19 protein-coding genes are annotated in these 23,574 nt (G+C 49.2%); 13 read left to right on the top strand and 6 right to left on the bottom strand.

Annotated elements, in window-relative coordinates; translation table 11 throughout:
- Positions 1-164: 164 nt before the first annotated feature.
- The 3 genes from H598_RS0118740 to H598_RS0118730 form a co-directional block, all read right to left on the bottom strand.
- Entirely contained in the window at positions 165-1,013 is an 849-nt protein-coding gene (locus H598_RS0118740; RefSeq protein WP_028114368.1) for a DNA ligase, read from the bottom strand.
- Between the two features lie 91 nt (positions 1,014-1,104).
- Entirely contained in the window at positions 1,105-1,782 is a 678-nt protein-coding gene (locus H598_RS0118735; RefSeq protein WP_051252868.1) for a DJ-1/PfpI family protein, read from the bottom strand.
- A 203-nt stretch (positions 1,783-1,985) separates the two neighbouring features.
- Positions 1,986-3,461, bottom strand: a complete 1,476-nt coding sequence (locus H598_RS0118730) for a DUF7467 domain-containing protein (RefSeq protein ID WP_156897107.1) — start codon at positions 3,459-3,461, stop codon at positions 1,986-1,988.
- A gap of 290 nt (positions 3,462-3,751) precedes the next feature.
- Here H598_RS0118730 and H598_RS0118725 point away from each other — a divergent pair, with 290 nt between their 5' ends.
- The 6 genes from H598_RS0118725 (at position 3,752) to H598_RS24980 (ending at position 9,763) form a co-directional block, all read left to right on the top strand.
- On the top strand, positions 3,752-4,396 hold the full coding sequence (locus H598_RS0118725) for a thiol:disulfide interchange protein DsbA/DsbL (RefSeq protein ID WP_342663242.1): 645 nt from the start codon (positions 3,752-3,754) through the stop codon (positions 4,394-4,396).
- 8 nt (positions 4,397-4,404) lie between these two features.
- A complete protein-coding gene (locus H598_RS0118720) occupies positions 4,405-5,025 on the top strand; it encodes a disulfide bond formation protein B (RefSeq protein WP_028114364.1) in 621 nt (206 codons plus the stop codon).
- 149 nt (positions 5,026-5,174) lie between these two features.
- On the top strand, positions 5,175-6,965 hold the full coding sequence (locus H598_RS0118715; protein ID WP_028114363.1) for an aryl-sulfate sulfotransferase: 1,791 nt from the start codon (positions 5,175-5,177) through the stop codon (positions 6,963-6,965).
- A gap of 54 nt (positions 6,966-7,019) precedes the next feature.
- Positions 7,020-7,781, top strand: coding sequence for an outer membrane protein OmpK (locus H598_RS0118710; protein ID WP_028114362.1), 762 nt, complete (start codon positions 7,020-7,022; stop codon positions 7,779-7,781).
- A 23-nt stretch (positions 7,782-7,804) separates the two neighbouring features.
- Positions 7,805-8,566 carry an outer membrane protein OmpK gene (locus H598_RS0118705; protein WP_035416229.1) on the top strand — a complete coding sequence of 254 codons (762 nt, stop codon included), beginning with the start codon at positions 7,805-7,807 and terminating at the stop codon, positions 8,564-8,566.
- Positions 8,567-8,752: 186 nt separating this feature from the next.
- On the top strand, positions 8,753-9,763 hold the full coding sequence (locus tag H598_RS24980) for a LysR family transcriptional regulator (RefSeq protein ID WP_051252867.1): 1,011 nt from the start codon (positions 8,753-8,755) through the stop codon (positions 9,761-9,763).
- Between the two features lie 23 nt (positions 9,764-9,786).
- Here the strand turns inward: H598_RS24980 and H598_RS26640 are convergent, their stop codons facing one another.
- Positions 9,787-9,939: a hypothetical protein gene (locus H598_RS26640; RefSeq protein WP_156897106.1), complete on the bottom strand. Its 153-nt coding sequence runs from the start codon at positions 9,937-9,939 to the stop codon at positions 9,787-9,789.
- A 390-nt stretch (positions 9,940-10,329) separates the two neighbouring features.
- On the opposite strand from H598_RS26640, the gene cspE reads away from it, so the two are divergent.
- From cspE to H598_RS26165, 7 genes are all read left to right on the top strand, one after another.
- Positions 10,330-10,539: a transcription antiterminator/RNA stability regulator CspE gene (gene cspE, locus H598_RS0118690; protein ID WP_028114360.1), complete on the top strand. Its 210-nt coding sequence runs from the start codon at positions 10,330-10,332 to the stop codon at positions 10,537-10,539.
- Positions 10,540-10,807: 268 nt separating this feature from the next.
- Positions 10,808-11,470, top strand: a complete 663-nt coding sequence (locus H598_RS24975) for a class I SAM-dependent methyltransferase (protein ID WP_051252866.1) — start codon at positions 10,808-10,810, stop codon at positions 11,468-11,470.
- 54 nt (positions 11,471-11,524) lie between these two features.
- On the top strand, positions 11,525-13,144 hold the full coding sequence (gene dptF, locus H598_RS0118680) for a DNA phosphorothioation-dependent restriction protein DptF (protein ID WP_051252865.1): 1,620 nt from the start codon (positions 11,525-11,527) through the stop codon (positions 13,142-13,144).
- A complete protein-coding gene (gene dptG / locus H598_RS0118675; protein ID WP_051252864.1) occupies positions 13,141-14,484 on the top strand; it encodes a DNA phosphorothioation-dependent restriction protein DptG in 1,344 nt (447 codons plus the stop codon). The genes dptF and dptG overlap by 4 nt, the downstream gene beginning before the upstream one ends.
- The gene (dptH, locus tag H598_RS0118670; protein ID WP_028114358.1) at positions 14,465-19,678 is read left to right on the top strand and encodes a DNA phosphorothioation-dependent restriction protein DptH; all 5,214 of its coding nucleotides are present in this window, start codon (positions 14,465-14,467) and stop codon (positions 19,676-19,678) included. The genes dptG and dptH overlap by 20 nt, the downstream gene beginning before the upstream one ends.
- Before the next feature lie 69 nt (positions 19,679-19,747).
- The gene (locus H598_RS0118665; RefSeq protein ID WP_028114357.1) at positions 19,748-20,842 is read left to right on the top strand and encodes a hypothetical protein; all 1,095 of its coding nucleotides are present in this window, start codon (positions 19,748-19,750) and stop codon (positions 20,840-20,842) included.
- Entirely contained in the window at positions 20,835-21,791 is a 957-nt protein-coding gene (locus H598_RS26165; RefSeq protein WP_028114356.1) for a hypothetical protein, read from the top strand. The genes H598_RS0118665 and H598_RS26165 overlap by 8 nt, the downstream gene beginning before the upstream one ends.
- Positions 21,792-21,828: 37 nt before the next feature.
- On the opposite strand, the gene H598_RS0118655 is transcribed toward H598_RS26165, so the two are convergent.
- Together H598_RS0118655 and dndE are read right to left on the bottom strand one after the other, a co-directional pair.
- Entirely contained in the window at positions 21,829-23,226 is a 1,398-nt protein-coding gene (locus H598_RS0118655) for a class I SAM-dependent methyltransferase (RefSeq protein ID WP_211227328.1), read from the bottom strand.
- On the bottom strand, positions 23,223-23,573 hold the full coding sequence (gene dndE / locus H598_RS0118650; protein WP_028114354.1) for a DNA sulfur modification protein DndE: 351 nt from the start codon (positions 23,571-23,573) through the stop codon (positions 23,223-23,225). The genes H598_RS0118655 and dndE overlap by 4 nt, the downstream gene beginning before the upstream one ends.
- Between the last annotated feature and the right edge of the window lies 1 nt (position 23,574).

Here is a 23,574-nt window from a genome sequence, read left to right as displayed (position 1 = left end):
CCGCGTGCGCGGGCACGACGGAGGTTATTTGAAGGTGGGTTGTAGCGGTTAGCTCCGAACGTTGAGGCGGGCTCGGCAGCAAGTGTTCCACAACCCCCAAAACGTGTCGCCCTTGCGAATGCGAGGGGCCAGTGTCTTTGGTTCTGCTGCGTGCCCAAAAGCTGTTAAAGCATCGGGTGGGGCCTTAGGTAACGGGCGAAGCGGGGCAGGCCGGCGTCGGTGGTGCCGTTGTAGCGGTAGGTGATGACGGTGCCGATGGCGGGAGGGTTCTGGCGTTCGGCATCGCTGAAACCACTGCCGATGCGAAAGCGGCGTCCATCCTGGGTTTCTACCTCTACCGCGCCCAGCATGCCTTGGTATTTGCCTTTGCCTTCCTGGTGGGCCACCACTACCGCCTCGGCATCCTGATAGCTCTTGTATTTCAGCAGTTGGCTGGAACGGCCGGGCAGGTACAGGTTGTCTTTGTGGTGCAGCATCAGTCCCTCGCCCCCTAACTCGGTTACCAGTTGCAGTTGTTGCTGTAATGCTTCGGGGCTGCTGATCGGTCGCTGCTCAACAACCTCAATGAAGGAACGGTCGATGCCTCGAGCAATGGCTTGAAGCCGTTGATAGCGCAGTTGAAACGGTTCGGTGCCCATGGGCAGATCAAACAGGTACAACCCCACCTGACGCCACTGTTTTTCGTCGGGTTGCTGGTCGCGCACGATGGACATCAGGGTCTGAAAGCGACCCCGGCCCATCCACAGTTCGCCTTCCAGTTCGATGGCCGGCAGCGGGGCGGTAAACCAGCTTGGGGCGTGGATGCGTTCTCCGCTGCGACTCCATAGGGTGCTGCCATCCCAATAGGCTCGAATGCCATCGAGCTTTTCGCTGACCAGGTACTGACTTAAGTCCAGGGACTGTGGGTAGTCAGAAGCCAGCATCAGTGTCGGGGCCTGGGCGGTGGCGGTGAAGGGGTAGTGACTGAACGTCAGGCTCAGGCTGACAGCCAAAGCCAGAGAGTGGCGATTCATAGGGTACCTCCTTGTACACCTAAGCGTGATGTTGCTGGCCTCGAGTCGAGGTGTCTTACCGAATCAGTGTAGTCGCTTTTACTCCGTCCGCTTACGCGTCAATGGCAAAGGGGTCGTTGTTTGGGTCGTCGTTCCACTGATACTCGGCCAGGGTGGCAATGCGGTCTGCTTCGGCACGGCCACGGTATTGGCTGATCAGGGCCAGGGCCGCGTCGGTGCCGGCAGAAACCCCCGAGGAGGTGATGAATTGGCGATCATCGACCCAGCGGGCCCGGGTTTGCCACTGTACCTTGTGGTTGAGGCTACGCACCCACTCAAACGCCTGCTTGTTGCTGGTGGCCTTGTAACCTTCCAACAGCGGAGTGGAGGCCAGCAGTGCCGAACCGGTGCACACCGAGAAGACCTTGTTGGAGACATGACACTGCCGGGTCATCCACTCCAGAAACACTTCATCTTTTACCAGGGCACGGGTCCCCATACCGCCGGGAATAATAAACAGATCGCAGTGATGCACCTGGTTGGTGTCCAGGTCGGCCACGACCTTTGGCCCCTGATAGCTGCGAATGATGCTGCGGGAGCCGACCAGCTCAATGTTGACCCCTTTCATGTGGCCCAGCATCTCGATGGGGCCGTGCAAGTCCAGGGTTTCATAGTCATCAAACACCAGGGCGACAATGCGAAATGTGTCGTGATTGCTGCTGGCATAGAGAGGCAGGGAAGCGGCGGCCATTGAGGCGGAGGTCGCCATAAGGAATTGTCGTCGGTTCATGCTGATGTCCTGGTTGGGTACGATGTGCCCCTGTATTCAGGGTGTTGTCAGCGAAGAGAGTAGCCTAGTGCGTTCAGCCTGGGTACAGGCGTGGGCAAAAAACACGCGGTTTTTCAGGCGCCAAAGCGTTAGTGAATGTGTCGAATTGAGGGGATGTTTCACAAATGTAGGCGGATAACTCCATTTGTTCCGCCTTTGGGGGGTTAATCGTTACTGCAGTTGTCTCGGCTGACAAAGCTCTGCAGAACCAGAGGGCCGAACTGATCACCGGTATTCAGAGGCACTGAGCAGGAGGTATGCAAATCCAGAGTCTGCTGCAGGCCATCGGCAGTCAGCAACAGCTTGGTCTGAGCCGGCAGGCGTCCTGCTCGGCCACCGGTACCGTTCGCAACCACCACCAGGTTACCGCCCTTGGCGACGCTGGGGGTTAGCACCAGGATGTCACGCTGCGGCTGATCGAGGCGGAACTTGTGTTGGAAAGTGGCCACATTGATGTTGTCGACGTTGTTGAGATCGCCGGTGCACTTGAAGTCGTCCCCTTGGTCATTGTCTGAGGCCGCACAACTGCCACCGACGTAGGTAAAGGTAAGTTGCTTTGGCCGACACTCACAGGCGTTTTGCTGCTCCTGAGGCGTTGACAAACCCGCGGCCACCCAGACAAATGACGCCGGATCGATGGTTTTGCTGCCGTCCGGGTTCAACACGGCGAGGGGATCTACATAGGGATCGGTTTCCGACAGAATCTCAATCTCGATGAAATCGACGCCGGCGGGAATGGGCACGTTACGAATGTAATCGTCCCACTCGTCGCCTTGGTTGCTCATCAGAGCGTCGGCGTCACGAATTTCGTTGGCCGGATTGTCTCCCACGCGAATCACGACCACCGAGGGGCGATCGTTACCGGTCTGGCCGTCACCTTCTACGCTGGCGACGAACATCGACAGGTTGGCGAAACGTTCGCTGCCGCTGGGGGCGAACTCAAACCGCACTGGAACGGTTGAGCCCAGCGTCTCGGAGAACTTGTCGGTGCCCGGGTAGTTGCGTTCCCACCACGCGGCGTCGTGGCCATCTTTCAGTTGCAGGGCATTGGATGAGCTATCGCTGTAAATCAGCATGATGCCTGCACCATTTTTACCGTCATCACCAAAATCCGGATTGGGTAGAGCGATGTCGTCCAGGCCAGAGATCAGCAGGGTATTACTGCCCGGCTGTACCAGGTTCAATGCGGTAATGTCGGCTCGAATGGTGGCGCTGTAGGCGTTGTAGAACGAGATGCTGGGGCTGCCGCCAAACCCTTCGACATACTCACCAATCACCTCACCGGTGACCATGGTTGGGGCGCCGGAGCCGACCCGCTCCACATCAATATCAAGATCATAGCCGGTGTCTTCATCGAACACTTGCCAGTACAACAGAACCCGTTCGATGGTTTCGCCGCTGTTGACGGTAATGCTGATGCTGCCGGGAGTTTCCGGCAGCGAGTGCAGCCCGGTGCCGGCGATGCGGATCTTGCTGCCCCGTTGCAGGGCCTCTATTAACATCTGATTACCGGCGGTGTTGGCCACATCCCCCAGCATCTCATTGCCTTCTGAGAAGCTGGACGGGGAGAGAAGCAGAGTGGAAGAGAGTAGTAGGGCTGATATGGACCCTTTAGATAAGCGATAAAGGGTTGAATTCATAACATACTCCTTTCAATGCGTGACGTTGGTACGTCTGAAAAGACCCAAGGAGTATAGTCATTGTCTTACTTTTGGCGAGGTGAATGGCTTACTTTTTTGTGGGCGTGAATTTCGGGCTCGGCAAGGATGTGTCGCAGCACGCTGGCGCTCGGCAAAATACCAATTGCTGATATTGGATTATTTAATATCAACCTGAAAATACTGCACTCCATTGGAATTATTGAAAGCGGATTTTTGATGTAATTTTCGTCGTGAGCAAGATCACTAATTGTTTTTTATCCGACCATAGAATGAACTCAACACTTAAAACAGGGTTGGGAAATAAAATGAAAAAACTCATTGTCGCATTATCCATGGTTATGGCGTTTGGTGCTTCTGCCGCTAATTATAAAGAGGGGGTTCATTATCAGGTTTTAAAATCGGAGTCTTTTAATGCGCCTGATTCCGTTGTCAAAATCTATTCTGTAAATTGCCCATTTTGTTATAAATATGAATTGGGCGTTATTCCAAACATGGTTAAAAACCTGCCTGAAGGAATGACTTACGACGCTTATCACATCACCACTAAACCGCCCTTTGGCAAAGAGAAAGCCAGTGTGATTGCGGTGGCCAAAACACTGGGCCAGGAGCAGTACAAGAAAGTGAAGATGGCCTACTACGCCCGTTATCACGATCAGAAGCTCAAGTTCGACACCGCCGGCGAAGTGATCGACTTCGGCATTAACTTGCTGGGCATCAGCCACAGTGAGTTCGACGCCAAACTGGCTTCAGACTCGGTGGTGGCGCTGCTCAAGCAGTGGGACCAAGGGGTGGAGATTGCCAAGATTCAGGGCATTCCTGCTCTGGTGGTGGATGGCAAATACCTGATTAACACCAAGTCCATTACCTCGCTGACCATGTTGGACGACCTGGTTGCCGAGCTGGCCCAGAAATAGGAGGCGGTATGGAACTCATTAAACAAGGCTTTTCTGACTTGAAAGCCTCTCCAATGGACACCCTGATGCTGTGGCAGCGACAGCGATGGATATGGCTGTTGATGAGCTCGGCGGCGGCGTTTCTGATTCTTTCGGCCATGTTCTATTTCCAGTGGTTTTTGGAGATGGACCCGTGCGAAATCTGCGTCTACATCCGTTTCAGCCAGTTTTGCATCTTCTTTGCTGGCTTGCTGATTGCCATTAAGCCCGACAACCAGATTCTAAAGGCGTTGGGGCTGCTGCTGGCCTGGTACGGGGTGGTGCGAGGCATGGCCTGGTCCATTGAGCTGCAACAACTGCATATTACCGCCCACGCCCTGGCGGATGCCATTAGCCAGGGGGGCGACCTGTTTGCCGCCGGTGGTGGCGGTGCCGCTTGCTCTACCGAGCCAACGTTCCCACTGGGACTGCCGCTTAATGAATGGTTCCCGTATGAATTCCAGCCTTCCGGTATTTGCGGTGAAGACGACTGGAGTCTGCTGGGCATGAATATGGCTGACTACTGCGTTATTGCCTATAGCGTGTTTATGGTGGCGCTGGCCTCGGTATCGGTTGCCTGGATTAAAAGCATCATCAAAAAACAACAATAAGCTCGTCCCTGCACTGCTTGGCGGGTCCGCCCGTCCTTTTTATACCCGCTGTCGATGACTGTTCTTTGTCTCACTGTGCCATTCAGTGGGGCTGGATAAGTGCGGCCGGTCGACAGCAACAGACTCAATATTAAAACTGGATGACTATTATGAAAAAACACTTAATTTCACTTTCTGTTGTGGCGGCATTGGGAATGTCGACGTTGGCCACCACGGTGAATGCGGCAGGGTTTAAACCTGCCCCGGCGGCGGGCAATCTGGGCGCCATGCTGGTCAACCCTTATGGAAACTCACCGCTGACCGCCATCCTGGATCTGGGTGGCAAGTTCCCCACCGACGTTAAGGTTGAGGTACAGGGCAAAGGCAAAAACGGCGTGGCGATTCGCTATCCGGTCGGGCCTCAGACCATCAACACCTACGACGGCATTCCGGTGTTTGGCCTGTATGCTAACTTTCAAAACACCGTGACCGTGTCTTACCAGCTGCAGGGCAAGCCGGTGTCGGAGACCTATCAGGTACTGACCGGCGCCATCAGCAACGACTACCTGGACAACCGCAACATCACCGCCATGCAGGAAGTGAAGGTGAAAACCGTGGCCAAGGGTTTTGAAGACCGGCTGTACATGGTGAACTCGCACACCTACAACCAGCAGGGCTCCGACATTCACTGGGCCGGGGAAAAGGGCAAGAGCGCCGACATGTTCCAGTCCTCGCCCGCCAAAGGCGCACTGCCGTTTGAAAACCCGCCGATGACCTACGTGGTCGACACCCAGGGTGAGGTGCGCTGGTGGCTCAACCAGGATGCGGTATACAACGCCGCCGACATCGACATCAATAAGCGCGGTTACCTGATGGGGTTCCACGACACCGGCCATGGTGGTTACTCCTTCGTGCAGGGTCAGCGTTATGGCTCCTTTACCCTGCTGGGTAACGTTAACTCCCGCCGTTTGCCTCGCGGTTACATCGATGCGTCTCACGAGCACAACCTGATGCCTAACGGCCATTCACTGGTGCGGGCGGCCAAGTCGAACTACGTCAACCAACAGGGCGACCTGGTGCACACCGTGCGTGACCACATCCTGGAGTTGGACAAGGACGGTAACCTGGTGGACGTATGGGTGCTGCCACAGATTCTCGACCCCTACCGTGATGCGCTGTTAGAAGCGCTGGACATGGGCGCGGTGTGCCTGAACGTCGACATGGACCATCAGGGTGAAACCGCCGAGATGAAGATCGATGCCCCCTATGGCGACATTCCCGGCGTTGGCGCCGGTCGCAACTGGGCCCACGTCAACTCGGTGGATTACGACCCTGCGGACGATTCCATCATCGTGTCACTGCGACACCAGGGGGTGATGAAGATTGGCCGCGACAAGCAGGTGAAGTGGATCCTGTCGCCGTCTGAAGGCTGGAACAAGGCGCTGGCGCCGAAGCTGCTGACGCCAGTGAATCACAAGGGCAAGGCGATCTCCTGCACGCCTAAGGGTAAGTGTGAGCAAGGCTTTGACTTTACCTACACCCAGCATACCGCTTGGCTGAACCGCGACAAGCATCGCCTGACGGTATTCGATAACGGTGACGGCCGCGGTCTGGAGCAGCCGGCACTGCCCAGCATGAAGTACAGCCGCTTCGTCGAATACAAGATTGACGAAGCCAAGGGCACGGTGGAGCAGACCTGGTCTTACGGTAAAGACCGCGGTTACGAGTGGTACAGCCCGATCACCTCCAACGTGGAGTACCGCAAAGACCACAACACCATCTTCGGTTTTGGTGGCTCCATCAACCTGTACTCTCCGGGGGAGCGCACCGTGGGTAAGATCAACGAAATCGATTACGACACCAAAAAGGTCAAGGTCGAGATCGACGTGCTGTCAGACAAGCCCAATACCCCGCACTACCGGGCATTGATTGTGAACCCCACCAGCCAGTTTGGTCAGTAACCGTCGGAGAGTCACCCCGAGGGTCTGCGACGGCCCTCGGGGGCTAGAACAACAATGAAAAAAACAACTGCACTGTGTATTGCACTGGCGTCGACCGCCTTGATGAACGCTTCGGCCCAGGCTGAGGTGTTGTACCAGGAAAACAGCGTACGGGTGGGGTATCAAACCCTGCTGGATGCCGAAGACAAAAATGCCAACCGTTATGACCAGGGTTACCTGGCCTATTACCACACCACCCTGGCCGACTGGGGCAGCGCCCTGGGCTGGTTGTGGCTGGAAAACCCGCTGGATAACGCCGACAACCAGCAAGGCGACGATGCCGGCGCCACCACCAAAGGCTGGCTGAAAATCGATTACGCCCTCGGCGACACCCCGTTTAACCTGTGGCTGCAATCGTTCTTTATGGGTAACACCACCTGTATGGAACAGAACCTCTACTTTGGCGGCTCCTACTCGATTCGGGCCGACAACCTCAACGGTACCTTTGGCCTGGGGGCCAACTACTCCTATGGCTCGTTCCGCCCGGCCAACAGCAGCTTCAACGGTGCCAATGGCTATGCGGCCGTGGTGGCGCTGGCCTACAACCTGACGCCGTCACTGGTGGCCCGAGGCTACTACGAGGCCCAGTTCGACCGCGACGACGAGTTTCAGACCGCCCTGGGCTACGACCAGTTTGGCTACCAGGTGCAACTGGGAGTGGACTACCACATCAACAGCAGGCTGATGCTCAGCTCCTCCTACATGTATCTCGACAGCTGGGGCGCCACCAAGCGTGACGGCGGCGAGATGCTGTTTGAACTGGGCGTGAAGTTTTAAGGTCGCAAATAGGGAGAGAGACGATGCGAATCAATACAGTACGCAGTGGGCTGGCCCTGGCGATGGGGCTACTGCTGGCGCAGCCGGCGCTGGCCGATGTGAAGGTGCAACGCACCAGCGTCAAGGTGGGTTACGACACCCTGCTGTCGGCAGACAAAAATAAGAACCTCGGCGACCAGGGCTATCTGGTGGTCAACCACATGACGGTCTCAGACTGGGGCAGCTTCATTGGCTGGTTCCGGTTTGAGAACCCGCTCGACAGCGCCGAAAACCAGTTGGGTAAGGATCTGGGACCGGCCACCAAAACCTGGATGAAACTGGATTATGGTTTGGGCGAGTCGCCGTTCAACCTGTGGCTGCAGTCGTTTACCCTGGCCAAGTCCACGGCGGTGGAGGAGAACTTCTACCTGGGTCTGTCTTACGATTTGTCTTATGGCAAGTTGCTCGGCACCGTGAGTATGGGGGCGCAATACGCCTACGGCTCGTTCTCGCCCACCAAGGAAAGCTTCTCTGGGATCAGTGGAATGGCAACATCGTTGATGCTGGGGTATAAGTTGACGCCAAAATTGATCGGTAAGTTTTATTATATAGGTCAATTTTTCCGGTCGGATGATCATCAAAATACCTTTGGCTATGACAGTTATGGGCATCAATTGATCACCGGAGTGGAGTATCACGTTAATAAAAGAGTCTTTGTCGGAACATCTTATAAACACAGAAAGAGCTGGGGCGGGGCATTAGAAGCCGGCGACGAACTGCTGTTCGAGGCTGGTTATAAGTTCTGATTATTACTGACTCATATTAACAGATGGAATCAGTCGCCGTATTTGGTTCATGGCGGTGGGCGAATAAGCCTCGATCACAACTGTGGGCCAAATACGCTCTTTATTAAAAAAGCGAATTGAATTAGAACTCAAATTAACCGTAATTTAGTTTCACCTGCCACCCAAATTAGTATTAATGGTTTGCCTATGAATATTAACCAGAATGTTAGAGATTTGTCGGTGGCTCATCTGCAGTTAATTCTGTGCCTGCTTAAGTGCGGCAACGCCAGCGTGGCCGCCGAACAGCTGGGCATGAGCCAGTCGTCGGTCAGCTATCAGCTGCGTCGCCTTCGGGTGATGTTTGAAGACGAGTTGTTTCTGCGCACCGGCAGCGGCCTAAAACCCACCGAGCGCTGCCAGCAGATTGGCTTCATTGCCGCCGATCTGGTGGTGCGCATTGAGGAAGACCTGCTGCACGCCGGCCACTTCGAGCCGATGGCGGTACGGCGGGACTTGTCGGTGGTGGCCGACGGTACCATTACCGGCTGGTTTGCGCCGCTGTTTCTGGAGTTTCAGAAGCAGATGCCCCGAGCCCGATTGTGTGCCCGCAACTGGCACCTGAATTCGTTCCAGGATCTGGACAAGGGCGAGGTGCACTTTGGGGTGCACGTGATGCCAGCCGACGGCGCCGGCGTGTGCGAAGTGGAGATGGACCCCTGCTACCGAGTGTTTGTGGTTCGAAAATACCACCCGCTGGCGCAAAAAGGCGCAGTGGCGCTGGAAGACCTGGCCATGTACCCGGTGCTGCTGCACGACCTGTGCGGCATGAACAGCCACGGCAATTCGCTGATGGAGCGGGTGATGAGCGATCGCGACCAGAAACTGAACCTGGTGTCGAAGATAGGGGAGGTTCACAGCATCTTCGAGATGCTGCGCTACTCCAATGCCATTACCTATGCGGCGGTGGCCAGCCTGCCCCGGGACCTGAGCGACTTCACCCTGCTGAAGGCGCCGGACTGCTTCAGCGCCATTCAGGGCTTCTATCGCTTGTATGTGTGCCGCTCACGCTACGGCTCTCAGGAGACCAACTGGCTGATCGAGTTTCTGCGCGACTCATTTTGCCGCTACATTCAGCTCAAGCACAGCCGCCCGGAGCTGGCGGGGCTGATTCCCGATGATGCACGGCGGTTGTCGACCGAAGCCAGCAGTGCCCTGTGAGCGCCATCGGTTCCCGGCAGGGATCAGGCGTAAATCTTACTGCTGAGGCGATCTTCGCTGCGGCGGCCGGACAGATGACGGCGATCGGCCTTATCCTCTTCGAAGCGCACTTCACCGCGACGCTCTTTGTGGCTGCGGCGGTCGTGATCTCGGCGTTCGGTAGTGGGTGATTTCATGGCGGCTCTCTCCCGGTGGCTGATGATTTAGTTATAGGAGAGGTTGTCGGGGCTAGCCAGTCTGCGCCGTGATTGGTCTGAGCAGTACGGCGATGGTGAGGGTGGGCGCGGCCTGGGGCCGGGCTTTCTTGACCGCAGCTGACAAATGATCGCGATAAGATCGATACAATGCTATACAAGTGAAGAAAGTGTGTTACCATCTGCCTCGGCCTGAAATCAGACCTATTTATATGAAACGCAATATTATGCTTTAGAACGCTTCGTCCGGACGCTTACGCATCCAGCATCATGAAGTTTTTCCTATCATAAGTTTTAGCTCACATAAGTAATTCATTTCTTGGCTATATCTGCGCATAATGCGAATTATTTTTTGAAAAATTAGGATTAATCATGTCTAAGTCTACTGGTATCGTTAAGTGGTTCAACGAAGAGAAAGGTTTCGGTTTCATCACTCCAGACAACGGCGGTGCTGACGTATTCGTTCACTTCCGTGCCATCGCTTCTGAAGGTTTCAAGACCCTGGCTGAAGGTCAGCAGGTTTCTTTCGAAACTGAGCAAGGCCAGAAAGGCCCTCAAGCTGCTAACGTAGTAGCTCTGTAAGTCAAAGCCTCGCTTTGAACTTCAAAAATGCTGGCTGAGGCCGGCATTTTTTGTGCCTGGCGTTTGCCGCCAGGCCAGCCAGACAAAGGCGCAGCGGTGGTTACCGGCTGCGCCTTTTTGGTTTCTCTCCCCGCCGTTTTTCGAATCCCCTTCAGCTGATCCGCCTCAGTAAAGCGTCACCTTAACGGTGTAACTCATTGGTATTTATGGTGATATGCCGTAGATTAGTTAGCAATGACAGGCCAATACAGCCCTTTAGGTTCGCCCCATGCATTCCCCGACTGCCGAGTTTTATCGCGACAATGCTCAGTCGCTGGCTGACAGCTACAACGCCTTGCCGTTCACCGAGGTGCATCGGTCGTGGGCGAAGTTCTGGCCTCAGGAGCCGGCAGACAACTTGACGGTACTGGACGTAGGCGCCGGCAGTGGTCGCGATGCCCACTGGTTGGCTCGGCGCGGTGCCCAGGTGGTTGCGGTAGAGCCCAGCCCGGGATTGCGGATGGTCGGCCAGGCGTTCACCAAAGGCATGGCCGTGAACTGGCTCGACGATACACTGCCAAAGCTGAGCACCACCATCGAACTGGCGATGCGCTTCGACCTGATTCTGGTCAGTGCGGTGTGGATGCACATCGCCGCCGGTGAACGGGAACGCGCTTTTCGTAAGCTCGCTCATCAGCTAAAAGCCGGTGGTCATCTGGTGATTACCTTGCGCCACGGCTCCTTTGATGATGTGCGTAAGGCTTATGGCGTATCGGCCGAGGAGCTGGAACAGCTGGCGGGCCGCTATGGCCTAGTGGTCAGCCTAAGATCAGACCCTCAGGTTGATGCCATGGGTCGCGACGGTGTGCAGTGGCAGACCGTGGTGCTGACCAAGCCAAAAGACGGTAGCAATAACCTCGTTTTTATTGCGCCTAAAGTATTGAGTAGTTAAATTCTAACTATTCAGGTGGCACATACACTTATGACAATTTCTACCGGACAGTTTATGAACGAAACACCTCAAAAGGAACGTGGACACACGTTCCTTGAAGCATTGAGTGTGATGTCGAAATCATCACCATATGCAGTCTCGACAGAACGAAAAGAAGCTCTCTCTCAAGCTCTCGATGAAGTCAAAAAGTACTTGTACATCAAAACCGAGATCGAGCTTGAGTTTGAGCGCATCCTAAAGGGGATCTCGACTCAAGGCGAAAAAAAGCTCATTTTTCTGTGTGGCAGTAGTGGTGACGGCAAATCCGAGATCCTAACCAAATATAATCTTACGTTTGCACAGAGAGCCGACTTCCACCTAGATGCGACACACAGCTTCCGACCAACAGACAGTGCAATTCAAACCTTGGACGAACTCTTTTCCAATTTTGAGCAGGAAGAAAAATCGCTGGTTGTCGGTATCAATGTTGGGATGATGGGCAACTATGCAGAAGAAGGTGATGTAACTTCAGTTCGGACTTCGATAAAGAACTATCTAGAGCGAAAAGCTACGCCGGATAGCCACATCTATCTCAACTTTGAAGACTACCCAAGATTTACCTTCAAAGACGAAGGACATTGCTCTCAGTTTGTCAGCGACTTGCTAGCAAAAATCACAGCGCCAGAAGACAACTTGATTCGCCAGTACTTTGATAAAGAACTGCAATCAGTAAAGCCGAATCGACGCCTAGTATCTAATTATCAGCTCCTTAGCCGAGCAGAGGTTCAGGCAGTCATTATCGACGTGCTGTTCAAAGCCAGATTGATGAAAGATCAGTTCTTAACTGCACGCTCTTTGCTCGATTTTATCTTCCACTTACTGGCCGGTCCCGGCCCACTTCAAGACAACCTGTTTGCATCCCAAGAAAACGAACTTACCAGTAAGATTGCAGATTTTGACCCGGCTAACATTCGTTCTAAAGAGCTGGATGCCTTCGTCCTGGCCCGCAACCTAAGACTGGAAGACTCAGAATTCGACGCCTTTCGTGCGGAACTGGTGGAGCTAGGGACACAAAGCAATATCAATGCAAGTTCCTATGTCAGGTTGTTCTATCTATTGCGCCATGCTCATTTAAGCAACAACTATCATCATCAGTTTTCCAATGACTTTGACGAGCCTCTCTTGTCGCAGTACTCGAATCTTTGGCAAACCCATGTGAATTACAGCAATGAGGGAGCTGAGCGTAAGATGCTGCGTGAGTTCTATCGAGATACTGCTGTCGCAGCCATTCACAAGTACATCAACCGTAATGCGCCAGAACTGAGCAAAGGTGAATACTTTGTTTCTAGCCATAACGGTATTCAGCTAGCCGCTGAATTGGACATAAAACCATCATTTGAAAAAATTCAGGCTGATGGCGAAAACAATACCGGGCATTTTAATGCGTACTTCAAGATCGGTGAGGCGACCATTGTAATGCCGATAAGCATCAACCTGTTGAGCTTGATGCAGCGCATCCTCCAGGGTTACATGCCCAACAAACACGATAAAACAACTGTAGTTATGTTGGACGAAGTAACCGACCACATCGCTGAGGTTGCCAGTAAGGCGAAGTCTCTCCATGTTTTGGTTAATGGAAAGAAAGTAAAAGTCAGCAATATCGAAGATGAAGATTTTGAGGTAAGTGGACTATGACGGTTGCAGCAATCAGGGCGGATCTCCCTCAGACAGGTGAAGACGTGAGCCCAAGCAACTCCTTAAACAGTTACTTTCCTATCCGGACAAGTGACAGGAAAAACAAAGATATTTTTGATTGGGATGCCGTACTTGGATTCACAGTAAAAAATGCTTATCGCAAGCCCCAAGAGCTCGATATTGAGGCCTTTAAAGCCGAAGTGGAAGCCCGTTTTGTCGACAAGCTCGATGAAGCGGAATTTTGGCAAGTTCTCGAACAAATGTACTTCGAATGTGAAGGATTTTACAAAATTGCACCTGAATTTTTGTTGTTCAAAGCAAATAAGAAGTCAGGAGCAACCGCCAGCTCCCGTCTGGGTGACATGTACTCAAGTTTGATGCAGGACTTTATTCCAACTGAGAAGCTTAACGTGTCGATGAACTTTCTCGAACGGCAGCTTTACGAAGTGTTGCAAGAACAACTTAATAAGCCTCTAAAAAGCAAGAAAAATGGTCAAGTTTATGGCAATAATGAGCACCCGTACCTGCCCTTCTTGACTAAGCAGTTCCAACAAGATCTTCACTTTCTCGAAGAACACCCCAAGTACCTTCTTTCTACTTTTACGGATTTTCTGCGCCTGTATGCTGCGCTCTATACCTCTCAACTGGCATTAAATTTAGGCAGCTGGCGAGACGGTGAGCCTAAACCTAAGCCTTGCTACTTCATTTTAGACAGTGAAAAAGCCAGTGAAGAGCGGATCAAAGTGAAGGATTTTGGCTTTGGCCAGTTGAATCGTGCAATGCACAATATCTTCCCCTACTTGGCGATGAACGATAGTTTGCAGATGCCAAAAGAGCGCAAGCAACCTATCTGGAGGCTCGCGCAGCAGCTTCAGGAGTTTCCGGGTTTTACCGAAAAATTGAATAATTACGCAGAAGCTTTCAACGAACGCCGAGGCCTCAACCAGCAACTAGTGCAAACGGAAGATCCCTTGGCCGCCTTGCAACAATTGCTCAAATTATCGAAAGATGAGTTTGGTCGAACCATGTCCAAACACTCAATTAACATTGAGTATGTCCGAACGATTCAAAAAGAGCTGTGTTCAAACTTTATCTATACCCGAGGACGTATCGGTAAAGTTTTAGTGATCAATCAAGATTATTTGATGCTGCTAACCAACCTTGCCATCGGCAGCCAAGATAAAGTGCGTTTCCACGAGCTGGTTTTAGCATTTGAGTCTCGTGGTGTGTTTTTCGATAAACAAAGCCATGCCGCATTAATCGCGTTCTATGAGCGCATTGGGAATGTAGAGAGAATGAGCGACAGTGGAGACGCAGTTTATGTCCGTAAAACCGTTTGAAGAGTTCCTGGCAAAGCTGTTTCTAGCGGACAGCAAATCGACCATAAAAGCCGGGTTTCGCTATCAGTTTCAATCGCCGAATAGTGAAAATAGCGCCCACCTATACGAAGCATTGTTAGCAAAATCGACAAGCAACATTGAAGCATTTGACGTTCGTTTGCCCGTGCTAGATTGCGGAGCAGTAAAACTGGTGCCAGTGTTGCACCGAGATGAAACGGTCGAACGGCAAGGTAAAGAGGAAGTCGAATCAAAGCCTGCAATCAATTTGGATCAACAGAGCAGCTTTTCAGAGAACTTCATCTCTCGCCTGCGGGACGATATTGCTGGTCAAAATGGCATCTTTAGAGGCTGTGCTCTGCTGGTTATCCACAACAGTATGCTCGATACACTCATCAACTCAGCCGAAGACATCGCACAGCCCGGAGCAATCTGGTGCCCGGAACGAATCAAAAAAGCACTGTCAGACCTGATTGATGTCGACTGTGAGTCTCGTAAGGTTTCAGAGTGTTTGCTAGAGCAGCGCTTCGCACAGATCACCGAAGATGGCGCAACCATGTTTGGCTTCGAGGAGCTGTATAAAGTTATCGAAGATGGTGACCTACAGTTCCGAGAGTTGAACCTGTTGAATGATCCCAAAATATTAGATTGGCAAGACAACCCAAAACAAATCGAAGAGCGGCTAGAACAAAACCGAAAGCTACACGACCGGATTGACGCCATCACTCAGTACTACCCGACTGAGCTGAAAGATAAACTCGCTGAACTCGACTTTAGCGACAAGTTTATTACTGACCACTTTGGTGGCAATGATACCTCTAGCTGGAGAGACAGTCTAACTCTTGGAGAGTGCTTTCAAGAGCAACAAAAAAACAAACAGAATGTGCTGGAGCTGGAAACCGAAAGTCTTGCCTTGGGTGAACTCATCCCAAGGAGCAAAGCGGATACCAAAGCGGGACAACGTGAACGCCACCTCATCCTGCTACTGGAAGATGAACAGCAAACCTTCAATCTCGAATTAAGCTTCTTAAATGGCCGGGTGGAGAAGAAACAATGCTTAATCCAGCATGATTACGATGACGCTGTTGAATTCACCGACATCATCAATGCTGGTGGTAAACGCAGTCGGGTTCTATTAAAAGGGGCTTACACTGGCAAGCCCGTTTTCTTTACCCTGTCATTAAAGCGAGACAAAACCGCAGAGCGTTTTAAATTTAAAGTTCTAGCTATCCGTGCAAGCGATTTCCATGTTGATGCGTTTCGTACCAACTTCTTAATTCAGCCAGCAACTTCAGCAAAGAAAACACCTCAGGTAGTGCTGCAGACTGGAGAGCACTCCTTAGTTATTGCAGAACAAGGCTCAAAAGTCGTACTAGACACAATTGGGCAGGTTTTCGACCGTACCGAGGTTGGAGCCGTTGACTTTCAAAAGGTCGCGAACGAATCCGATGAGCTTCATTTCACTGTCAGCAGCGGTGAAGCTTCTCTTACCTTCAATATCGAGGGAGCCATCGCAACCGACTCGCTAACACTACCTTTAATGCTCGATCAAAGCCGACACGTCAAGCTGTTTAAGCACGATGATTACTTTGGCCAATTCCGAGCAAACACCAAGGTTGTACTCGATAACAAAGAGACCTCCCCGAAGGGCCGCCGCTTAACTCTATTACAGTGGGAAGCCCAGCTGGTTGATCAGCGCTTGCTTAGTGGTGAGATTGTCGATGGGAGCCGAGAGAGAGAACGGCTCAGCGTTTTAGACCTTGAAGCCAGTTATCCCTATTTGCATCTGGCCTACCGTGAGCTGTTCGATTACTGCGAGGACAACCGCACCCTGATTAGCTTGGCTGGATGGGGGCCTGAATTCCGTGAGCTAGTGAAAGCGGTCGTCCAACACTACTATGACGCACTTGAGACCATCGATAATGATGTGTTGCTGACCAAGCAGCAAAAGCAGCTGATCGCGATCGGTTTTGTCAACGCGGAAGGGCGAGAGTTTATCTCACCATTTAGCCCGCTAGTCCTCGCTCATTCGCTTGAATTAGCTCAACGAATCGAAGCTGATAGTGCAGATAGTTTTAAGGAGCTACCACCGGTTACCGTCGAACGATTGAATGCCCGTGGCCTATTGCCCTACCTCTATGATGCACGCAATGGTTTTGCATTTAGCCAAGAAGAAAAGGACAACGCCTTCTGGATGGCACTGATGCCACAACAGGAAACTAGCTACGCCTTTGTCCGACGCCTGGTGAAAGATAAGGTGACTGAGTTTAAAGAGGCATTTTCTGCACTGTTCTCTGCGGGCTCGCAATCGACCCTGATCATCAACTCCGTCAACAACCATAAGAACCGTGAATTGTTCTTGGGCTTGGTCGATTACGTTAAAAGTCAGAAAGACAAAGTCTGTCAGATCCACGTAAACCTGTATGACGATAAATTGCTCTATAGCGAATTCGACCGGTTTGCCGAAACCGGTAGTTATGACGAACTGAAAGCTCTGTACGATCTGGATAAGGGCAGCGCTAAAGCCCGTGAGCAGGCCGATATGGTGGTCGACTTACTCCGCTCTCGCATCACTTACAGCAAGTTCGAAAATGGTAAAGTCGATGGTGAACAGGCCTATGCTCACCTAAGCTTTTTCCGCAACAACAGTAAGGTTGAAGCCCGCGATGTTAACGTTGAAAAGCAGCTTAGCGGCATTGTGTGCCATGGCCTGATGGCTGGCGAAGCCTCCGAGTCAGAGGAAGGCAGTTACAACACCGCCTTTGGTCTGCGTGGGGTAGATTGCGCCAATCAACCACATTTACAAATAGCACAAAAACTAAATAGCCTGATCAAACCGGCTCGACGCTCTGGCGAAAAAACCAGTAACGCCAAGTCGATGAGTTTGATGGTCAGTGATGACTTCAAGACGTTGCTAGACCGTTCTTATCAGAACTCTATTTGGACTACCATCATCGATCCAAAAGTCACTTTGGACTTCTTTGATGCCTCCAAGGACATCGTGCTTATCCATTACTCGGATAATTATACGAACTCCACCAATTACGATGCCATCACCGTCACTAAGCAAACCGAGCTCTATAAAAAGGTCTTAGAACAAGGGGAAGGCGGTATCATCGAAGAGTTCAATGCCTTCAATGGTGAGTGGCTACTGAAGATGGTTGCAGCAACGGGCAATCCAACGGCAATAGCCAACAGCCGCAAAGAGAAACGCGGCATCATTGGTGCCTACAAATTTGTAAACTGCCTATTGGCGCAGTCTGACATTACGTGGGTACCAATGTCTGTCGCCGAGATGCTACGTGTCGCCGGTAACATAGGCCTCAACATGTCGGACAGTGACTTTTCTCGTAAAGCACAAGGCTATAAGTCTGGTGCCATTTCAGACGATGTGCTGTTTGTTGGCTTTAAAGATCAACAAATGTATTTGCTACCACTTGAGGTAAAAGCAGGCCAAAAGCAAACTCATAGCAAAGGGGTGAAGCAAGCGCTTGAGCTGAAACGCTACTTATCGGAAGACATTCTCGGCAGAGATGACTTAGCCGGTAACCTCTATCGTGGCTTGTTTGTCCGCCAAGTGCTGATGCAGGTAGATAAGTACCAGCTTTACGATCTGTACCAAGACAATTACTTCGACCCATTCCTCAGTCAACGCGAATGGTGGCTTCAAGGTGATTATGACCTAACGGACATTGCTGAGTACCCGAAAGGCTTCTTGGTCTCAATGGTTGAAAATGACACCTTCATCTGTGAAAGCTTTGAAGAAGTAGATGAGATTCTTAAGATCGAACTGCCCGTCAGTGACGTGACCAAGTTTATTGTCACGCCATTACAGACACTCATCAACGACATCCGCCCGGAAAAGCTGTGTGCGATACCGGAGCAGTACATCCTAAAAGGAAAAACTTCCAGCAATTCTGCGGATTCAAAGTGTAGCAGCGCAACGCCGGATGCTTCTGAAGCTCAACATGAGCCAGGGTCTGCCACCGAAGTCGACACAATTGATCCAGCTCTGCCTGCCACAACAAATCCAACACCCTCAGTCGATGTTCAGCCGATGATTAAAGACGGCGCGGAATCGCTAAAAGTATTGGTTGGTCACGACGTTCGTAATCAAGAGCCGATGTTGTGGGAGCCGACCAATACTGCCAAGTTCATGAATACCAACACCGGCATTATTGGCACCATGGGTACGGGCAAAACTCAGTGCACTAAGTCTGTGGTGACCCAATTGCATCGCAATCAGCACTTAAACGTGGATGGCAAGCCAATTGGCCTGCTGATCTTTGACTACAAATCCGACTACGTTGATGACAAGTTCCTTAATGCCACAAACGGTAAAAAATTCAATCTGTACAAGCTGCCCTACAACCCGCTAAGCCTGTTTGGTGATATGCCGATGCTGCCGGTACACACTGCACGTGGTTTTGCTGAAACTATGACCAAGGCCTTTGGTCTCGGCAAAGTCCAGCAAAACAAGCTGCAGCGGTTAGTGGGTGAAGCGTATGAACTTGCAGGGATTAAGAAGGCCGATAAATCAACCTGGAGCCGACCAGCCCCAACCATTGCTGATATTTGGGCCTTGTTTGAAGCCAGTGAGCCTGCTGAGGATTCGCTCTATGCCGCTCTGATGAGCCTGCAAGAGTTTGAGATTTTTGAAGACGATATCACCAAGTGCACCAGCCTCTATGAGTTGGTCGAAGGCATTACCGTTATCGAGTTAGCCGGATACCCTGGCGAGATCCAGAATCTGATTGTGGCACTGACCATGGACTTGTTCTATTCGCAAATGCAGAAGATGGGCAAACCAGAGGTTCGTGGTGACTTCCGCCAGATGACCAAGATGATTCTTGTGGATGAAGCCGACAACTTCATGTCGCAGAACTTCCCAAGCCTGCGTAAAGTACTTAAAGAAGGGCGAGAATATGGCGTCGGTGTAATCCTCTCGACACAGGACATTACCCACTTTAAGACCAGCGAGAACGATTACTCATCTTACGTCTTAACTTGGATTGTTCACCGGGTCTCGCAGATCAAGAATCAGGACATCAAATCGATATTCAATATCGATGCGAAAGCTGAACAAGATGCCTTGATGAAGAGCATTGGTGTGCTTGAAAAGCACCACAGCCTCTATGTAGATGGGGATAAAAGGGTCAAGAAGATTAAAGATAAGGCGTTTTGGGAAATCACATAACTTAATTTTTAGACTAATGGCTTATGAAAACAAGCCATTAACACTTGATAAAAATCCAATAGGTAAAAAATGTCCCATCAAAAGATAGATTTCATTAGCTTGAGTAAGCTAGAGTTAGACAAAGATAATCCAAGGCTTCCATCTCAATTTAGGAAAGGAAGAGTAACTCAGGAAAAAATTGTTAATTGGATGCTTGAGGACGCATCTATTATTGAATTGATGCTTGCTATTGGTCAACAAGGCTTTTTTATTGGCGAGAGTCTCCTTGTAATAGAAGAAAAAAATAAATATGTGGTCATTGAAGGAAACCGAAGACTAACTTCAACCATTTTGTTAAGTAATCCAGATATTGCTAAAGTACACAAGAAGAAGATTTCAAAGGTTTTAAGCGAGACCCCCCATAGACCACAAGAAATTCCTTGCATTGTGTTCAAAAATCGAGCCGAAATCACTAAATATCTTGGTTATCGACATGTAACAGGAATAAAGTCCTGGGGGATCTTACCAAAAGCCAGATATCTAAATCAGCTAAAGTCAGAGCTTGATGCTCAAGATTTTATTGACCAGTGTAGGGAGCTGGCAAAATCTATAGGGAGTCGAAGTGACTATGTTAGAAAACTATTAGTAGCATATGCTATATATGAAATAGTGGAGGATGAAGCATTTTTCAGAATTAGAGGGCTAGATGAAACAACAATTTACTTCAATTATTACTCTGATTCACTCTCCAGAGACAATATTAGAAATTTTATAAATGTTGATATGGCATCTTCAGACCCAACTGCCAATGTTAACGTTGAAAATCTAAAACTTCTAACAACATGGTTTTTTGAAAAAAATGAGAATCAAAGAACTCGATTGCTAGGTGATAGTAAGCATTTATCAATGCTTGATAAGGTACTATCCGATGAATGTGCAACTGAATACTTCAAAACCGGTAGCGGCAGTATTCAAGATGCTTACGATACAATTTCTGTAACAACAGATTCTTTTAATCAAAAAATTGATATTGCCTTATCGACGCTAAAACAAGCAAATGACATTATTCACAAAGTGGATAAGCACCACGAATCAGTAAATGGAAAATTAAAGGAGATTTTCCGACTAGCCAAAAACATGAAGGTTGCAATTGAATCTATGGCTGATGGTGAATGGGATGATTGAGCTAAAATCATTATCTAATACGCCAGACTATCCTTACTGTAATACACATTATTATTGTGACTACATTGAGCTACTAGCACTTGTTGATGGTGATGATGGCACATCTCAACATGACGTATATGACCGATTTTATGAGAACGAAAAAGTTACACAAATTGGAGAGGCCGATGGGGCCTCATCAATAGAAGATTGGCGTACCAGGATACAACTGTGGTTCACTGAGTTAGAAGTGAGATCAAATAACTATCTAGAGTATTACCCTTTTTATTTGGAAAGTTCTAGAATAAAGTTGAAGTCAGACCTTACTGTTGGTCAAAAATTATATTTGGGGTTACTGTTGTGCTCATCTCTTTCTTATATATCCAAAGGAAGAAATATCTTTACTGACTCTTTTGAATTAGTGTCTTACTTTGCAATGAAGGCTTATTTGCCAGAAACCTCTGAGGTTCATATTTTTGGTACTTCTAGTTTTTCAAACAAAAAATTTATAGGTAGCTTAAAAGATAAAGTTACATCACTATCGATTGAACTGAATTGCAAGATAAAATGTGAAGATAAAACATTCATCCAGTATGACAATGGAGATGGTGGAGTTGATATCGTTGCTTGGGTACCATTTAAAGGCGATATGAACCAGAACAGGAAACAGATATTTTTTGGTCAAAGTGCTATAGGTAAAAATTGGTCCAATAAACAAGGAAGTGTTGACAGGATGGATAACTATTTAACACTTCCAAAAAAAGTACAAAATGTACTCTATATTTCATATGACCTAAGGGATTCCGATAGGGATTTTTCTGAAGATGGAAAAATCACAACAGATATTATATTTGACCGACAAAGAATATTAGAATTAGTAGATGCTGATGCGATATTCGATACAGCTTCTGGAAGCAATCTTATGAAAGCTGTCGAATTTTCTATTCTAGAAGAAGAGGATATTATTTGATTATTCAATTTATAGGGGCAATTAATGCCCCTATCGATTACAGCTTTTGGAAAATGTAATTAACAAATATCTCTGAGTTACCCTTTTGACTGTTAGTTTCCCAAGACTCCACATGCTTTAAACTTAATTTGTTTTCAAATATTTCTGAAATCTCACTTCTCGAGTAAGTATAAAACGTTCTACCATCAAAGTTTGAAGGCTCCTGTTTTTTCAATGAGAAATAAAGGTAACCTCTAGGCTTCAATGACCTATGTAACTTATGGCCTGCACTGATCATCTGCTCTTTACTTAGATGGAGCAAAGATGCACATGCCCAAACTAAATCAAACTTCGGAGGAAACTTTATACTTCCGAATGTTTCATTTATGCAATATGAAAAAGGATATTCATTACATAGTTCAACCATTCTTTTTGAGGCATCAAAAGAAACAACCTTGAATCCGTGTTGGATAAAATAACGCGTATCTCTTCCTGTACCACAACCAGCGTCCAAAATATGCGAACCATTTTTCACATACTTCCTAACTTTATCATAAACTTCTTTCATATCTAGTTCATGAGTTTTGTAGTAGTAATCTAGATGATTTCTATCGTAAAAACTGACTGTATTATTAAGAGAGAACTCACTTTGTTTGGCGCCCGAAATGATATCCAACAACCGGTTTATCTCACTTTCGATTGCACCATTAATCTCTAATGGGAAAACAATATCCTCAAGCTCTTTACCTAGTCCATCAAGTCCACCCTGATGCGCTAACGCTAGTGTTCGATAATGAGCCGACAGCTTTCCTAATAAGCTATGTAGAGATGGGTTGTCGACATAACCACTTTTTTCTTCAATAAGCACTCTAACTTTTTCTGATATTTCAACTATTTGTCCCAGCAACTTTTGATCGTATTCACTTAGCTTGCTTGACCCCTTAAGTCCGTCATGAGTATTTTCGGTTAGAAAACGTAAGGTTCTAAAGTAACCACCATTTTTACGTTGTTCTTTTTTTTCTTTTAAAGCAAAAAACTCATATATCGTAGCCGATTCTTCTAATAAAGCCTTGCAAGGACCAAAGAAATTTTCAATCTTCTCTTTCGCAAAACGAATCCTTGAGTCTGCTAATTCCTTCTCATGTGATTTCTGCTGCATTTTGTAATCCCGCGAATATTTTCTAATTGTGTGGGCAGTTAGAATAATAGATCCTAAAACTGCTAATATAGATCCTATCGCTGTGATCTCTGAAGCATGCAGCCCTCCAAAGGACTTCGGAACATCAGGCTTTGAAGTATTGGAATTTATTTCGATATAGCATTTATCTGAACGAATCTCAGAATTACTACTCTGCATATCAATAAATTTAACTTTATCCTTAGAAGTTGATTCAAAAATTTCAACGTGCTCACATAATAAAGGCGAGAAACAAGAACCCTTATCAATTTGGCTCATACCAGCCTCACCGAAAGTTCTACTATTGATTTGCTGCTCCTGATCGAAGATATTCCATCTTCAACATGTGCTGACCAAGCTTTCATACTCTCTTTGTCATCCAGCTCAGGATACTCTAACTGAAGCATCAGCTCGGTGACTTGACTGGTTTCCCCCAGCCAAGTCACTTTATCGAGAACTAAAGCTCCGTCTAGCTTTCGGCCATCATCATGATAACGGAAGCCGGACTCAATTGAGCGGAAAAAAGCAATACGGGCGGCTACGTTGGGGGTCACGCCTGTATATTGTTTTAGCCTTTTCAACTGCTCTTCCACTTGCTTGGGAAGGTTCATGCGATTGGGTAGCATC

The organism is Ferrimonas kyonanensis DSM 18153 (assembly GCF_000425405.1).
GTDB classification, from domain to species: Bacteria; Pseudomonadota; Gammaproteobacteria; order Enterobacterales; family Shewanellaceae; genus Ferrimonas; species Ferrimonas kyonanensis.
This window is presented reverse-complemented; position numbering and strand designations above follow the sequence as displayed.